Below are 15,108 nucleotides of genomic sequence, written 5' to 3' on the forward strand. Positions count from 1 at the left end.
TTGGCCGATGACCCCGGTTCAAGCTTCACCACGGTGTGGAATGCGGTCGTTTCGGAGCTCAACGGCGAGCCCGTCGCCGACGGCGGAGCCGCCAACCGCACGACTCTGGTCACTCCCCTCACCCCTCAGCAAAGAGCGTGGCTCAATCTGGTCCGCCCGCTGACCATCGTCGAGGGGTTTGCTCTGCTGTCAGTGCCGAGCAGTTTCGTGCAGAACGAGATCGAACGGCACCTGCGCGCCCCGATCACCGACGCGCTCAGCCGCCGCCTGGGTCAGCAGATCCAGCTGGGGGTCCGCATCGCTCCCCCACCCGACGACGTCGAGGACGCGCTCATCCCGCCGGCCGAGCCGTTCCCCGACACCGACGCCGCCCTGTCCGCCGACGACGGCGCCGACGGCGAGCCGGTGGAGAACGGGGAGCCGGTCACCGACACCCAGCCCGGCTGGCCCAACTACTTCACCGAGCGGCCGCACGCCATCGATCCCGCCGTCGCCGCCGGAACGAGCCTCAACCGCCGCTACACCTTCGACACGTTCGTGATCGGGGCGTCCAACCGGTTCGCGCACGCCGCCGCCCTGGCCATCGCCGAAGCACCGGCCCGCGCCTACAACCCGTTGTTCATCTGGGGCGAGTCCGGTCTGGGCAAGACGCACCTGCTGCACGCCGCCGGCAATTACGCGCAGCGGCTCTTCCCCGGCATGCGGGTCAAGTACGTCTCCACCGAGGAATTCACCAACGACTTCATCAACTCGCTGCGCGACGACCGCAAGGTCGCCTTCAAGCGCAGCTATCGCGACGTCGACGTGCTGCTGGTCGATGACATCCAGTTCATCGAGGGCAAGGAAGGCATCCAGGAGGAGTTCTTCCACACCTTCAACACGCTGCACAACGCCAACAAGCAGATCGTCATCTCCTCCGACCGGCCGCCCAAACAGCTGGCCACCCTGGAAGACCGGCTGCGAACCCGGTTCGAGTGGGGCCTGATCACCGACGTGCAGCCCCCCGAACTCGAAACCCGCATCGCGATCCTGCGCAAGAAGGCACAGATGGAGCGCCTGGCGGTGCCCGACGACGTGCTGGAACTCATCGCCAGCAGCATCGAGCGCAACATCCGCGAACTCGAGGGCGCCCTGATCCGGGTCACCGCGTTCGCCTCGCTGAACAAGACTCCGATCGACAAGTCGCTGGCCGAGATCGTGCTGCGCGATTTGATCGCCGACGCCAGCACCATGCAGATCAGCGCGGCCACCATCATGGCCGCCACCGCCGAATACTTCGACACCACCGTCGAGGAACTGCGCGGGCCGGGCAAGACCCGGGCGCTGGCCCAGTCCCGTCAAATCGCGATGTACCTGTGCCGCGAGCTCACGGATCTGTCGCTGCCCAAGATCGGGCAGGCCTTCGGCCGCGACCACACCACGGTGATGTACGCCCAGCGCAAGATCCTGTCCGAGATGGCCGAGCGACGCGAGGTGTTCGATCACGTCAAGGAGCTCACCACTCGCATTCGTCAGCGCTCCAAGCGCTGAATCACGCCGCGGCCCCGGCCTTTCCGGCCCCCAGCCCGCAATTTTTCAATCCCGGCCCGGAATTTTTTCCGAGAAACTTCTCACCCGTTTGTCACACCGGTCACACCCAGGGCATGTGCGCAGAGCTGTGCACAACACCGGGAGGCAGCGGTGTAGTACCACCGCGTGCGTGCACAGCCCGCGTTCGTCCCCATCGGCTCAACATGTCACCCACAGCCGCCCCCACCGTGATCCACACCCCGGCGCACCGCGCTAGCTGCGGCGGGAGACCGCTGTCCCCAAAATGCACAGGCCTTATTACTGTTACTGAAATCTCTTCATCGGTTCTTCTTTGAAATACAGCCCTGGGGACGTTCGGTGCACACCCTGCGTCGCGGCCGTCGTCAGCCCGGTTTGTCGGCCTTTGCGATTAGCTTTCAAGATGGCCCCAGAGGATCTACGGTTGTTCTTCGACTGCCGTTGCGGTCGTCGTCGACGCCTCGCGTGTCGCCGGCGCCATGACGGGCCCCGTGCTAGCGGGGGGAGGCTAGCCAATGGATCCGACAACGCTGAGTAGGTGAAGGGACGCTATGGACGCGGCGACGACAACGGCTGGCCTCAGCGACTTGAAGTTTCGTTTAGTGCGGGAGTCTTTCGCCGACGCGGTGTCGTGGGTGGCCAAGAGCCTGCCGTCGCGACCCGCGGTGCCGGTGCTCTCCGGGGTGCTGCTGTCCGGCACCGATGAGGGGCTCACCATCTCCGGATTCGACTACGAGGTTTCCGCCGAAGCACAGGTGGCGGCCGAAATCGCTTCTCCGGGAAGCGTTTTGGTATCCGGGCGGTTATTGTCTGACATCGTTCGGGCGCTGCCCAACAAGCCGATCGACTTCTACGTCGACGGCAATCGGGTGGCGTTGAACTGCGGAAGCGCCCGGTTCTCGCTGCCGACGATGGCCGTCGAGGATTACCCGACGCTGCCCACGCTGCCCGAGGAGACCGGGACGCTGCCGGCCGATCTGTTCGCCGAGGCGATCGGGCAGGTCGCGATCGCGGCCGGCCGCGACGACACCTTGCCCATGTTGACCGGAATCCGGGTTGAGATTTCCGGGGATACGGTGGTTTTGGCCGCCACCGACCGGTTCCGGTTGGCGGTTCGCGAGCTGACCTGGTCGGCGGCCTCCCCCGACATCGAAGCGGCGGTCCTGGTGCCGGCCAAGACGCTGGCCGAGGCGGCGCGGACCGGCATCGACGGCTCCGACGTGCGGCTGTCGCTGGGGGCGGGCGCAGGTGTCGGCAAGGACGGCCTGCTGGGCATCAGCGGCAACGGCAAGCGCAGCACCACCCGCCTGCTGGACGCGGAATTCCCGAAGTTCCGCCAGCTGTTGCCGGCCGAGCACACGGCGGTGGCCACCATCAACGTCGCCGAGCTGACCGAGGCCATCAAGCTGGTGGCGCTGGTGGCCGACCGGGGCGCGCAGGTGCGGATGGAATTCACCGAGGGGTCGCTGCGGCTGTCCGCCGGCGCCGACGATGTCGGCCGGGCCGAGGAGGATCTGGCCGTGGATTTCGCCGGCGAACCGCTGACGATCGCGTTCAACCCCACGTATCTGACCGACGGACTGGGATCGGTGCGCTCCGAACGGGTGTCGTTCGGCTTCACCACCCCGGGCAAGCCCGCACTGCTGCGCCCAGCGTCCGACGACGACAGCCCGCCGAGCGGCAGCGGGCCGTTCAGCGCGCTGCCCACCGATTACGTCTACCTGCTGATGCCCGTGCGGTTGCCAGGCTAGGTGTACGTCCGGCATTTAGGACTGCGCGACTTCCGGTCCTGGGCACACGCCGACCTCGAACTGCAGCCGGGTCGGACGGTCTTCATCGGGTCCAACGGCTTCGGGAAGACGAATCTGCTTGAGGCGCTGTGGTATTCGAGCACGCTGGGGTCACACCGGGTGGGCACGGACGCGCCGTTGATCCGCGCCGGCGCCGACCGGGCGGTGGTGTCGACCATCGTGGTCAACGACGGCCGGGAATGCGCGGTCGATCTGGAGATCGCCGCCGGCCGGGCGAACAAGGCGCGGCTGAACCGGTCACCCGTGCGCAGCACCCGCGAGGTGCTCGGCGTGCTGCGCGCGGTGCTGTTCGCCCCCGAGGACCTGGCCCTGGTGCGCGGGGATCCCTCCGAGCGGCGCCGTTACCTCGACGACCTGGCGACGCTGCGGCGCCCGGCGATCGCCGCGGTGCGCGCCGACTACGACAAGGTGTTGCGGCAGCGCACCGCGTTGCTCAAATCGCTGTCCGGTGCCCGCCACCGGGGCGACCGCGGCGCGCTGGACACCCTCGATGTGTGGGACAGCCGACTGGCCGAATACGGGGCCCAATTGATGGCTGCCCGAATCGATTTGGTGAACCAGCTGGCGCCGGAGGTGGAGAAGGCCTATCAGCTGCTGGCCCCGGGATCGCGGGCGGCATCGATCGGCTACCGGTCCAGCCTGGGCGCGGCGGCCTCGGCCGAGGTGAACGCCGGCGACCGCGACTATCTGGAGGCCGCGCTGCTGGCCGGGTTAGCGGCCCGCCGGGACGCCGAAATGGAACGGGGCATGTGCCTGGTCGGCCCGCACCGCGACGACCTGGAGCTGTGGCTCGGTGAGCGGGTGCCGAAAGGCTTTGCCAGCCATGGGGAATCGTGGTCGCTGGCGCTGTCCCTTCGGCTCGCCGCCTACGAGTTGTTGCGGGCCGACGAAAGCGATCCGGTGTTGCTGCTCGACGACGTGTTCGCCGAGCTCGACGCCGCCCGGCGCCGGGCACTGGCCGCGGTGGCCGAATCCGCCGAGCAGGTGTTGGTCACCGCGGCGGTGCTCGAAGACATCCCGACGGGCTGGCAGGCTCGGCGGCTCTTCGTCGAGTTGCGCGACACCGACGCGGGCGGGGTATCGGAGCTGCGCCCATGAGCGACGACCAGTCCCCCTCCCCCTCGGGAGAACCGACCGCGATGGACCTGGTGCGGCGGACCCTCGAGGAGGCCCGGGCCGCGGCCCGGGCACAGGGAAAAGACGCCGGCCGCGGGCGCGCCGCAGCACCCACGCCGCGCCGGGTGGCGGGCCAGCGGCGCAGCTGGTCGGGACCGGGACCCGACGCTCGCGACCCGCAACCGCTGGGCCGGCTGGCGCGGGACCTGGCCAGGAAGCGGGGATGGTCCGCCCAGGTCGCCGAGGGCACCGTGTTGGGGAACTGGACGGCGGTGGTCGGTCACCAGATCGCCGACCACGCGGTCCCCACCAGTCTGCGCGACGGTGTGCTGAGCGTGTCCGCCGAGTCGACGGCCTGGGCCACCCAGTTGCGGATGATGCAGGCGCAACTGTTGGCCAAGATTGCCGCCGCGGTCGGCAACGGCGTAGTGACCTCGCTGAAGATCACCGGTCCGGCTGCGCCGTCCTGGCGCAAAGGCCCGCGGCACATCGCCGGGCGCGGGCCGCGCGACACCTATGGTTAGGCCCGGTCGTTAGCCCGGCCCCATCCCCACCGGGGCCTTCCTCAACAGGGCGCTGAAAGCCGCCAGGACGACGCGTATCTCCTTGACGCACGTCGGGACGCGGCACAAACGAAGAAAATAAGCGCACGGCGCGGTTAGCTGGGTAGAAACGCGCCCAGAAAATCGGTGCGGACCGGTCGTCACGGTAGACTGGCAGGATGCGATTGTTGCGGTGATCAGGAACCGCCCGCATGAAACCCCAAGGAGAGCTTCCCGACCGTGGCTGCCCAGAAGAAGAAGGCGCAAGACGAATACGGTGCTTCAGCGATCACCGTCCTGGAAGGGCTGGAGGCGGTCCGCAAACGCCCCGGCATGTACATCGGCTCCACCGGCGAGCGAGGTCTGCACCACCTCATCTGGGAGGTGGTCGACAACTCGGTCGACGAAGCGATGGCCGGCTACGCCGACCGCGTCGACGTACGGATCCTGGACGACGGCAGCGTCGAGGTCGCCGACAATGGCCGCGGCATCCCCGTCGCGATGCACGCGACCGGCGCCCCCACCGTCGACGTGGTGATGACGCAGCTGCACGCCGGCGGCAAGTTCGGCGGCGAGAACAGCGGCTACAACGTCAGCGGCGGTCTGCACGGCGTCGGCGTCTCGGTGGTCAACGCGCTGTCCACTCGGCTCGAGGTCAACATCGCCCGCGACGGCTACGAGTGGTCGCAGTACTACGACCACGCCGTGCCCGGCACCCTCAAGCAGGGCGAGGCCACCAAGCGCACCGGCACCACCATCCGGTTCTGGGCCGACCCCGACATCTTCGAGACCACCGAGTACGACTTCGAAACGGTGGCCCGGCGGCTGCAGGAAATGGCGTTCCTCAACAAGGGCCTGACCATCAACCTCACCGACGAGCGGGTGACCAACGAAGAGGTCGTCGACGAGGTGGTCAGCGACACCGCCGACGCACCCAAGTCGGCGCAGGAGAAGGCGGCGGAATCGGCTGCGCCGCATAAGGTCAAGCACCGCACCTTCCACTACCCCGGCGGCCTGGTCGACTTCGTCAAACACATCAATCGCACCAAAAACCCCATCCACCAGAGCATCATCGATTTCGGTGGGAAGGGCCCCGGCCACGAGGTCGAGATCGCGATGCAGTGGAACGGCGGCTACTCCGAATCGGTGCACACCTTCGCCAACACCATCAACACGCACGAGGGCGGCACCCACGAGGAGGGCTTCCGCAGCGCGCTGACCTCCGTGGTCAACAAGTACGCCAAGGACAAGAAGCTGCTCAAGGACAAGGACCCCAACCTGACCGGCGACGACATCCGCGAGGGTTTGGCCGCGGTGATCTCGGTCAAGGTGAGCGAACCGCAGTTCGAGGGCCAGACCAAGACCAAACTGGGCAACACCGAGGTGAAGTCGTTCGTGCAGAAGGTGTGCAACGAACAGCTCACCCACTGGTTCGAAGCCAACCCCGCAGACGCCAAAGTCATTGTCAACAAGGCGGTTTCATCAGCGCAGGCGCGCATCGCCGCGCGCAAGGCGCGAGAGTTGGTGCGCCGCAAGAGCGCAACCGACCTGGGCGGGCTGCCCGGCAAGCTCGCCGACTGCCGGTCGACCGACCCGCGCAAGTCGGAATTGTATGTGGTCGAGGGTGACTCGGCCGGCGGCTCGGCGAAAAGCGGCCGGGACTCGATGTTCCAGGCCATCCTTCCGCTGCGCGGCAAGATCATCAACGTCGAAAAGGCCCGCATCGACCGGGTGCTGAAGAACACCGAGGTGCAGGCGATCATCACCGCGCTGGGCACCGGGATTCACGACGAGTTCGACATCACCAAGCTGCGCTACCACAAGATCGTGTTGATGGCCGACGCCGACGTGGACGGCCAGCACATCTCGACGCTGTTGTTGACGCTGCTGTTCCGGTTCATGCGGCCGCTGATCGAACACGGGCACGTGTTCTTGGCCCAGCCACCGCTGTACAAGCTGAAATGGCAGCGCAGCGATCCCGAGTTCGCCTACTCCGACCGCGAGCGGGACGGGCTGCTCGAGGCCGGCCTGAAGGCCGGCAAGAAGATCAACAAGGACGACGGCATCCAGCGCTACAAGGGGCTGGGCGAGATGGACGCCAAGGAATTGTGGGAAACCACAATGGATCCCACCGTGCGGGTGCTGCGCCAGGTCACGCTGGACGACGCCGCGGCCGCCGACGAGCTGTTCTCCATCCTGATGGGCGAGGACGTCGACGCGCGCCGCAGCTTCATCACCCGCAATGCCAAAGACGTTCGCTTCCTAGACGTTTAAACGAGGAATAGATGACTGACACCACGCTGCCACCCGGCGGTGACGCCGCCGACCGCGTCGAACCGGTCGACATCCAGCAGGAGATGCAGCGCAGCTACATCGATTACGCGATGAGCGTGATCGTCGGCCGCGCGCTGCCCGAGGTGCGCGACGGCCTCAAGCCGGTGCACCGCCGGGTGCTCTACGCCATGTACGACTCGGGTTTCCGCCCGGACCGCAGCCACGCCAAATCGGCGCGGTCGGTCGCCGAAACGATGGGCAACTACCACCCGCACGGCGACGCCTCGATCTACGACACCCTGGTGCGGATGGCCCAGCCGTGGTCGCTGCGCTATCCGTTGGTCGACGGGCAGGGCAATTTTGGTTCGCCGGGCAACGACCCGCCGGCCGCGATGCGGTACACCGAGGCGCGGCTGACCCCGCTGGCCATGGAGATGCTGCGCCAAATCGACGAGGAGACAGTCGATTTCATTCCCAACTACGACGGCCGGGTGCAAGAGCCGACGGTGCTGCCCAGCCGGTTCCCCAACCTGCTGGCCAACGGGTCGGGGGGCATCGCGGTCGGCATGGCCACCAACATCCCGCCGCACAACCTCGGCGAGCTCGCCGAGGCGGTGTTCTGGGCGCTGGACAATTACGAGGCCGACGAAGAGGCCACCCTGGCCGCCGTGATGGAACGGGTGAAAGGACCCGACTTCCCGACTTCGGGCCTGATCGTCGGCACGCAGGGCATCGCCGACGCCTACAAGACCGGCCGCGGCTCCATCCGGATGCGCGGAGTCGTTGAGGTGGAAGAGGATTCGCGCGGTCGCACCTCGCTGGTCATCACCGAGTTGCCGTATCAGGTCAACCACGACAACTTCATCACCTCGATCGCCGAGCAGGTGCGCGACGGCAAGCTGGCCGGCATCTCCAACATCGAGGACCAGTCCAGCGACCGGGTCGGGCTGCGCATCGTCATCGAGCTCAAGCGCGACGCCGTCGCCAAGGTGGTGCTGAACAACCTCTACAAGCACACCCAGCTGCAGACCAGCTTCGGCGCCAACATGCTGGCCATCGTCGATGGGGTGCCGCGCACCCTGCGGCTCGACCAGCTGATCCGCCACTACGTCGACCACCAACTCGACGTCATCGTCCGGCGCACCACCTACCGGTTGCGCAAGGCCAACGAGCGGGCCCACATCCTGCGCGGTCTGGTCAAGGCGCTCGATGCGCTCGACGAGGTCATCGCCCTGATCCGGGCGTCGGAAACCGTCGACATCGCGCGGCAGGGCTTGATCGAGCTGCTCGACATCGACGAGATCCAGGCCCAGGCGATCCTGGACATGCAGCTGCGCCGGCTGGCCGCCCTGGAGCGGCAGCGCATCATCGACGACCTGGCCAAGATCGAGGCCGAGATCGCCGACCTGGAGGACATCCTGGCCAAGCCGGAACGGCAACGCGGCATTGTGCGCGACGAGCTCGCCGAGATCGTCGAAAAGCACGGCGACGCGCGGCGCACCCGGATCGTGGCCGCCGACGGCGACGTCAGCGACGAGGATCTGATCGCCCGCGAGGACGTCGTCGTCACCATCACCGAGACCGGCTACGCCAAGCGCACCAAGACCGACCTGTACCGCAGCCAGAAGCGGGGCGGCAAGGGCGTGCAGGGCGCCGGCCTCAAACAGGACGACATCGTGCGGCACTTCTTCGTGTGCTCGACGCACGACTGGATCCTGTTCTTCACCACCCAGGGCCGGGTCTACCGCGCCAAGGCCTACGAACTGCCCGAGGCGTCTCGCACCGCCCGCGGTCAGCACGTGGCCAACCTGCTGGCGTTCCAGCCCGAGGAGCGGATCGCCCAGGTGATCCAGATCCGCAGCTATGAGGACGCCCCCTACCTGGTGCTGGCCACCCGCAACGGCCTGGTGAAGAAGACCAAGCTGACCGACTTCGACTCGAACCGTTCGGGCGGCATCGTGGCGATCAACCTGCGCGACAACGACGAACTCGTGGGCGCGGTGTTGTGCTCGGCCGAGGACGATCTGCTGCTGGTGTCGGCCAACGGCCAGTCCATCCGGTTCTCGGCGACCGACGAGGCGCTGCGCCCGATGGGCCGCGCCACCTCCGGTGTGCAGGGCATGCGCTTCAACGCCGACGACTACCTGCTGTCGCTCAACGTGGTCCGCGAGGGCACCTACCTGCTGGTGGCGACGTCCGGCGGGTACGCCAAGCGCACCGCGATCGAGGAGTATCCGGTGCAGGGCCGCGGCGGCAAGGGCGTGCTGACCGTGATGTATGACCGCCGCCGTGGCAGGCTGGTGGGTGCGCTGATTGTGGACGAGGACAGCGAGCTGTACGCGATCACCTCCGGCGGCGGTGTCATCCGCACCGCGGCGGGCCAGGTCCGTAAGGCGGGACGGCAGACCAAGGGCGTCCGGCTGATGAATCTGGGTGAGGGCGACACGCTGCTGGCCATCGCCCGCAACGCCGAGGAAGCCGCGGACGAGGCCGTCGAGGAGAGCGACGGTGCCGCGGGGTCGGACGGCTAGCCGGTACCGGGCCACCGGGTCCGGGCAATAGACTCAGCCGGACCACACATAACGCGACTGCCACTGCCCTGGGCGGCCGGCTAGGAGACTTAAGGAGTCGGGGTGAGTTCACCGAACGAGCCGGGCGCACCCAAGAAGGGGGAGACCCCCAACGGGGACGGTTCGGCAGAGCGGGCCGGGGTGCGGCGGGCGACGCCGCCGGCGCCGGGTGGCCGCGCCCCCGAGGCAGGCGACGGACCGCCGTGGCAGCGCGGCAGCACCCGGCCCCAGCAGCCCCCGCCGCGCCAGAACGAGCCGCCCACCGAGAAGCGGCCCGGCGGCGGGGCCGAGGCCCGGCTGAACCGCTTCATCTCGGGCACCGCGGCACCGGGCACGGCGTCGCACGCCAAGGAGCCGGAGCGCGGTGAGGGACCCCCCGCCGAGGCCTACGCCAGCGAACTGCCCGACCTGTCGGGGCCGGTGCCGCGCGGCCCGCACCGCAAGCCGGCCGCCGAGCGCGGTGCCGAGACGACCGGCGGGCAAGGCGGTGGTCGTCCGGTGAGCGGCGAGAGCCGCGAGGGCCGGGACAACCGGGACCGGGTGCAGGTGTCGCGGCGCACCCGCGGGCCGGTTCGCGCCAGCATGCAGATCCGCCGGATCGACCCGTGGAGCACCCTGAAGGTGTCGCTGCTGCTCTCGGTGGCGCTGTTCTTCGTCTGGATGATCGCCGTCGCGTTCCTCTACCTGGTGCTCGGTGGCATGGGCGTGTGGTCGAAGTTGAACAGCAACGTCGGGGACCTGCTGAACAACACCAGCGGCAGCAGCGGCGAATTGGTGTCCAGCGGCACCATTTTCGGCGGCGCCGTGCTGATCGGCGTGGTCAACATCGTGCTGTTGACCGCGATGGCGACCATCGCGGCGTTCATCTACAACCTGGCCACCGATCTGATCGGCGGCATCGAGGTCACCCTGGCCGATCGCGACTAGCGTGGATGCTGTGCTTTTGGGAGTCGGGCGGCCGGTGCGGTAATCTCGTCGCTCGGCCGTACGCCAGTACGGGCCTATAGCTCAGGCGGTTAGAGCGCTTCGCTGATAACGAAGAGGTCGGAGGTTCGAGGCCTCCTAGGCCCACCACCATGTGCCCGTCACGACGCTGCGTACGACTCGCGCTGCCACTGGGATTGTTCGCCGTGTTGGCGGCGGTGGCGTGGTCACGGCGCGGGGTGGAGGTCTGGCACGTGGCCGTGCAGGATTCCGGTCAGCCCCTGGGCCACAATGAGGGGTCACGGTAGCGGGGCCTTAGCTCAGTTGGTAGAGCACCGCCTTTGCAAGGCGGGTGTCAGGGGTTCGATTCCCCTAGGCTCCACAAATCGAATCCCTCTCCCCGCCCGGGCGGTACGACGCGCCGAGGAAGCGGTGCACCAGGGCGCGCTCGGCGGCCGGGTCCTTGAGCGGCCAGCCCCACAACGCCAGGAAGACGCGGATCAGCCACTGCGCCGCCAGCGGGTTGTCGTGGCCGGGCCCGAGCATCTCGGCGGCCAGGGCCGTCACCGTGGGCGAGTTGATCACCCAGTCGCTGACCGGGGCCGCGTGGATCGACCGCATCAGCTGAGCCAGCGGATCGGAGCGCAGCCGTTCCAGCGCCATGATCGTGGCGGTCACCACCCGCTCGGGGCCGCGCAGGTCTTTGATGGCCTCCCGCGTGGTGTCGACGATGCGGGCCGCCTGAATACCGACGACGGCATCACGGATCGTCGCCTTGCCGCCGGCGTGCCGATAGATGGTCGCCGGTGAACAGTGCACCCGGGCCGCCAGCGCCTCGATCGTGAACCCGTCGTAGCCGCGGCGCGCGATGAGGTCGGCGGCCGCGGCGTAGATCCGCTCGGCGGCCGCGCTGCGCCGATCCCGGCCCACCAACCAGTCGTCCCGCGCCATCAACCCATGCTCCACCACGCTGCACGACGCGCAAAGCGCTTTCGCAGCGTGAGAATTTTGTGACGATATCTCTCACCGGAATCGCCTGCTTGCGGCGGGTCACCCGCATCCGCAGGCGCCGTCCCCGGCCGTCGTCGCTCCTCAACTTCGCCGCGGCCCGTTGACGCCGCGAGACGGCGCGTCGAGCCTGAAACGCATGGCGGTGTTGGACAGCGCGACCCGGTTCTTCGGCAGCGAGGCGATACAGGATCCCTACCCGCTGTATGAGCGCATGCACGCCGAGGCGCCGGTGCACCGGATCGGCGACTCCGTCTTCTACGGCGTGTGCGGGTGGGACGCGGTGCACGAGGCCATCGAGCGGGTCGAGGACTTCTCGTCCAACCTCACCGCGACGATGGTCTTCCACGAGGACGGCACCGTCACCCCGTTCGACATGGGCGCGCCGGGCGCCCCGATGCACGCGCTGGCCACCGCCGACGACCCGGTGCACGCGGTGCACCGCAAGATCCTGCTGCCGCACCTGTCGGCGAAGCGAATCCGGATCATCGAGGAGTTCGCCACCCAGACCGCCGACCGGCTGTGGGACGAGAACCTGTCCGACGGCCGGATCGAGTGGATGAGCGCCATCGCCAACCGGTTGCCCATGATGGTGGTCTGCCGGCTGCTGGGTCTACCCGATGACGATGTCGACAAACTCATCCGGCTCGGCTACGCCACCACCACACTGCTGGATGGGATCGTCGCCCCCGAACAGCTCGAGCAGGCCGGCATGGCCGCCATCGAACTGTCCGGCTACGTGCTGGAGCATTTCGAAAAGGCAAGCGAGAAGCCGGAATCCAGCCTGATGGCCGATCTTGCGGCGCGCTGCGCCGCCGGCGAACTCGAGCAGCTGCCGGCGCTGGGAATCATGCTCACGCCGTTCAGCGCGGCCGGCGAATCGACCGCGTCGCTGCTGGGCAGCGCGGCCTGGATCCTGGCCGACCGGCCGGCGATCCAACGGCAGCTTCGCGAAAACCCGGAGTTGCTAAGCACTTTCATCGAAGAGACGCTGCGCTTCGAGGCGCCGTTTCGGGGTCACTACCGCCACGTGTGGCGCGACACCACGCTGGGCGGGATCGAGCTGCCCGAGGGCGCACACCTGCTGCTGATGTGGGGAGCGGCCAACCGCGACCCGACGCATTTCAAGGATCCCAACGAGTTTCGGCTCGACCGCGCGGCCGCCAAGAGCCACCTGAGCTTCGGCAAGGGCGTCCACTTCTGCGTCGGCGCCGCGCTGGCCCGGCTGGAAGCCCACATCGTGTTGCGCCGGCTGCTCGAGCGCACCAGCTGGATCGACGCGACCGACGTCGGGGATTGGCTGCCCAGCATCCTGGTCCGGCGCCGGGAACGGCTGGGGTTGGCCGTGCGGTGAGCTACGGCCGCGGTTGCACGTCGACGCTCGGCGGCCGCGACTGCGGCTCCTGCGGCTTCTCGCGCACCGAGCGCCGCACGATGCTGAACGCGGCGGCGCCCCCGGCGAGAACGGCGACGGCGACTCCGGCGATGATCCACGGGCGCTTGCCCCGTCGCTGCGGGCGCCGCGCGTCCTGCAGCGCCGGGGCAGGCCGGTGACCACCTCCTGAGCGGCGGCCAGTTCCTGGGCGAGGGTCTCCTGGGCCGCGGCGAGGTCTCGGGCCAGGCGCCCCTCCCGATACCGGCGCCGCAGCTGCTCGGCCGTCGACCGCGCGGACTGCCCGCTCAGACCGGCGACTCCCCGGGTGAGGTCCAGCGGTCCCAGCGTCGAGTAGGTCAGGCCGCGGGCCAGTCGCTCTCGCGGGGTCAGCCGGTCTTCCGCCTTAGCGCGCATCGGTCGCCTTTCTGTCGAGCCCGCAGTTCACCGAACAGACTGCCAGCATAGGGACATCGGCGGAGCCGCGTGCGGGCACGCCGTGGCGTAGTGGCAGACTCTGATGCCGTGACTAACAGCCCCTTTCAGACTGCTACCGCCACGCTGCACACCAACCGCGGTGACATCAAGGTCGCCCTGTTCGGAAACCACGCGCCCAAGACCGTGGCCAACTTCGTCGGCCTGGCCCAGGGCACCAAGGAGTACTCGACCCAGAACGCGTCGGGCGGCTCCTCGGGCCCGTTCTACGACGGTGCGGTGTTCCACCGGGTGATCCGGGGCTTCATGATCCAGGGCGGCGACCCGACCGGCACCGGCCGCGGCGGTCCGGGGTACAAGTTCGCCGACGAGTTCCACCCCGAGCTGCAGTTCGACCGGCCCTACCTGCTGGCGATGGCCAACGCGGGGCCGGGCACCAACGGCTCGCAGTTCTTCATCACCGTGGACAAGACCCCGCACCTGAACCGGCGGCACACCATCTTCGGCGAGGTTGTCGACCCGGAGTCGCAGAAGGTCGTCGACGCGATCTCGACGACCAGCACCGACGGCAACGACCGTCCGTCCGAGCCGGTGGTGATCGAGTCGATCACCATCTCGTAGCACGCGGCCTCTCAGCGCTGTCGCAGGCCCGCGTAACCGGCGGCGGTGAGCGCGTCGAGCACCTGGAGCGGGTCCGCCCCGAGATCCCAGCGGGACAGCACCACCGGGTCTCCGTCGGCGCTTTCCACCTCGAGCAACCGCACCGTGCGCCCGTAGCGGCGGAACTCGATGATCCGGATGATCTTGATGTCGGGGCGTGGTAATACCTGCGTCCGATACCAGCCGCGGACGGCCAGCCCGCCGGGTGTGATTGCCAGCTTCGGGCGCGCGCGCCACGACATCCCCGCAAACACGAGCAGACCCGCCGCGGCAACGCCGGCCAGAACGCGCCCCGGCGGGTCTGTGACCACGGTCACAGCCGCGATAGCCATCAGGACGCCCGCAACTCCACAACCAGCGATTCCCGCCGGATGCGGCTCCCAGCGTGTTTGCTGCATGCGCTGCTTAGCCCCTCCCACCACGGCCGATGCAGTTATCCACAATCTCTATCAACAGTGGGGATAAATCACACGCGTGTGATTGGGTGGTCGGGAAGTTGCTGGCGCGGGTGCGAATCATCCCGAAAATGAATTCATTTCGTACGCGGGCCGGCTCAGTGCCAGCGCATCGTGAGCAACAAACCGGTGATCATGAAAGCGAACGCGATTGCGTAGTTCCACGGCCCCAATTGCGCCATCCAATTGAGGGCGGTCGGCGCCTGGCTGCCGACCGCGGCCAGTTGGAAGACCATCAGCCACACCAATCCGATCAGCATCAGCCCGATGAACAGCGCGACGAACCACACGCTGGACGGTCCCACCTTGACCTTCACCGGCGTGCGGCTGACCGCGCTGACGGTGAAGTCGTTCTTTTTGCGGACCTTGGACTTGGGCATGATTACCTCGCGG

General features: G+C 68.0%; 12 protein-coding genes, 2 tRNA genes and 1 pseudogene. 11 read left to right on the plus strand and 4 right to left on the minus strand.

Features of this window, described 5'->3' with window-relative positions; translation table 11 throughout:
* The 9 genes from dnaA to MAA44156_RS00045 all read left to right on the plus strand — a co-directional run bounded on the left by dnaA (position 1) and on the right by MAA44156_RS00045 (position 11,167).
* Entirely contained in the window at positions 1–1,530 is a 1,530-nt protein-coding gene (dnaA, locus tag MAA44156_RS00005) for a chromosomal replication initiator protein DnaA (protein WP_003874370.1), read from the plus strand.
* A 569-nt stretch (positions 1,531–2,099) separates the two neighbouring features.
* On the plus strand, positions 2,100–3,299 hold the full coding sequence (gene dnaN, locus MAA44156_RS00010) for a DNA polymerase III subunit beta (RefSeq protein ID WP_009974147.1): 1,200 nt from the start codon (positions 2,100–2,102) through the stop codon (positions 3,297–3,299).
* Positions 3,300–4,457 carry a DNA replication/repair protein RecF gene (recF, locus tag MAA44156_RS00015; protein WP_009974149.1) on the plus strand — a complete coding sequence of 386 codons (1,158 nt, stop codon included), beginning with the start codon at positions 3,300–3,302 and terminating at the stop codon, positions 4,455–4,457.
* On the plus strand, positions 4,454–4,999 hold the full coding sequence (locus tag MAA44156_RS00020; RefSeq protein ID WP_029248331.1) for a DUF721 family protein: 546 nt from the start codon (positions 4,454–4,456) through the stop codon (positions 4,997–4,999). Before recF ends, MAA44156_RS00020 begins: the two co-directional genes overlap by 4 nt.
* Positions 5,000–5,257: 258 nt before the next feature.
* Positions 5,258–7,291 carry a DNA topoisomerase (ATP-hydrolyzing) subunit B gene (gyrB, locus tag MAA44156_RS00025; RefSeq protein ID WP_009974152.1) on the plus strand — a complete coding sequence of 678 codons (2,034 nt, stop codon included), beginning with the start codon at positions 5,258–5,260 and terminating at the stop codon, positions 7,289–7,291.
* Positions 7,292–7,302: 11 nt separating this feature from the next.
* Entirely contained in the window at positions 7,303–9,822 is a 2,520-nt protein-coding gene (gene gyrA, locus MAA44156_RS00030; protein WP_009974153.1) for a DNA gyrase subunit A, read from the plus strand.
* 102 nt (positions 9,823–9,924) lie between these two features.
* Positions 9,925–10,788, plus strand: a complete 864-nt coding sequence (locus MAA44156_RS00035; RefSeq protein WP_029248332.1) for a DUF3566 domain-containing protein — start codon at positions 9,925–9,927, stop codon at positions 10,786–10,788.
* A gap of 70 nt (positions 10,789–10,858) precedes the next feature.
* Positions 10,859–10,935: transfer RNA gene (locus tag MAA44156_RS00040), tRNA-Ile, on the plus strand.
* A 159-nt stretch (positions 10,936–11,094) separates the two neighbouring features.
* Positions 11,095–11,167 (plus strand) — tRNA-Ala (locus MAA44156_RS00045).
* On the opposite strand, the gene MAA44156_RS00050 is transcribed toward MAA44156_RS00045, so the two are convergent.
* Entirely contained in the window at positions 11,158–11,736 is a 579-nt protein-coding gene (locus tag MAA44156_RS00050; RefSeq protein ID WP_009974157.1) for a TetR/AcrR family transcriptional regulator, read from the minus strand. The two genes, MAA44156_RS00045 and MAA44156_RS00050, sit on opposite strands and share 10 nt — an antisense overlap.
* Before the next feature lie 196 nt (positions 11,737–11,932).
* Between MAA44156_RS00050 and MAA44156_RS00055 the strand changes: the two genes are divergently transcribed.
* The gene (locus tag MAA44156_RS00055) at positions 11,933–13,147 is read left to right on the plus strand and encodes a cytochrome P450 (RefSeq protein WP_009974158.1); all 1,215 of its coding nucleotides are present in this window, start codon (positions 11,933–11,935) and stop codon (positions 13,145–13,147) included.
* A gap of 1 nt (position 13,148) precedes the next feature.
* Here MAA44156_RS00055 and cwsA read toward each other — a convergent pair.
* Positions 13,149–13,582: pseudogene (cwsA, locus tag MAA44156_RS00060) on the minus strand (cell wall synthesis protein CwsA).
* Positions 13,583–13,672: 90 nt separating this feature from the next.
* Here cwsA and MAA44156_RS00065 point away from each other — a divergent pair.
* Positions 13,673–14,221: a peptidylprolyl isomerase gene (locus MAA44156_RS00065; RefSeq protein WP_009974159.1), complete on the plus strand. Its 549-nt coding sequence runs from the start codon at positions 13,673–13,675 to the stop codon at positions 14,219–14,221.
* A gap of 11 nt (positions 14,222–14,232) precedes the next feature.
* On the opposite strand, the gene MAA44156_RS00070 is transcribed toward MAA44156_RS00065, so the two are convergent.
* Entirely contained in the window at positions 14,233–14,658 is a 426-nt protein-coding gene (locus tag MAA44156_RS00070) for a PH domain-containing protein (RefSeq protein ID WP_029248333.1), read from the minus strand.
* A 155-nt stretch (positions 14,659–14,813) separates the two neighbouring features.
* On the minus strand, positions 14,814–15,095 hold the full coding sequence (crgA, locus tag MAA44156_RS00075; RefSeq protein WP_003872098.1) for a cell division protein CrgA: 282 nt from the start codon (positions 15,093–15,095) through the stop codon (positions 14,814–14,816).
* Positions 15,096–15,108 lie beyond the last annotated feature (13 nt).

This window comes from Mycobacterium avium subsp. avium, from assembly GCF_009741445.1.
In the GTDB taxonomy this organism is placed as follows: Bacteria; Actinomycetota; Actinomycetes; order Mycobacteriales; family Mycobacteriaceae; genus Mycobacterium; species Mycobacterium avium.

Coding starts and splice junctions, on each gene's coding strand:
- dnaN (WP_009974147.1), top strand. CDS start 2,100: ATGGACGCGGCGACGACAACGGCTGGCCTCAGCGACTTGAAGTTTCGT.
- MAA44156_RS00070 (WP_029248333.1), bottom strand. CDS start 14,658: ATGCAGCAAACACGCTGGGAGCCGCATCCGGCGGGAATCGCTGGTTGT.
- MAA44156_RS00055 (WP_009974158.1), top strand. CDS start 11,933: ATGGCGGTGTTGGACAGCGCGACCCGGTTCTTCGGCAGCGAGGCGATA.
- crgA (WP_003872098.1), bottom strand. CDS start 15,095: ATGCCCAAGTCCAAGGTCCGCAAAAAGAACGACTTCACCGTCAGCGCG.
- MAA44156_RS00050 (WP_009974157.1), bottom strand. CDS start 11,736: ATGGCGCGGGACGACTGGTTGGTGGGCCGGGATCGGCGCAGCGCGGCC.
- gyrA (WP_009974153.1), top strand. CDS start 7,303: ATGACTGACACCACGCTGCCACCCGGCGGTGACGCCGCCGACCGCGTC.
- MAA44156_RS00020 (WP_029248331.1), top strand. CDS start 4,454: ATGAGCGACGACCAGTCCCCCTCCCCCTCGGGAGAACCGACCGCGATG.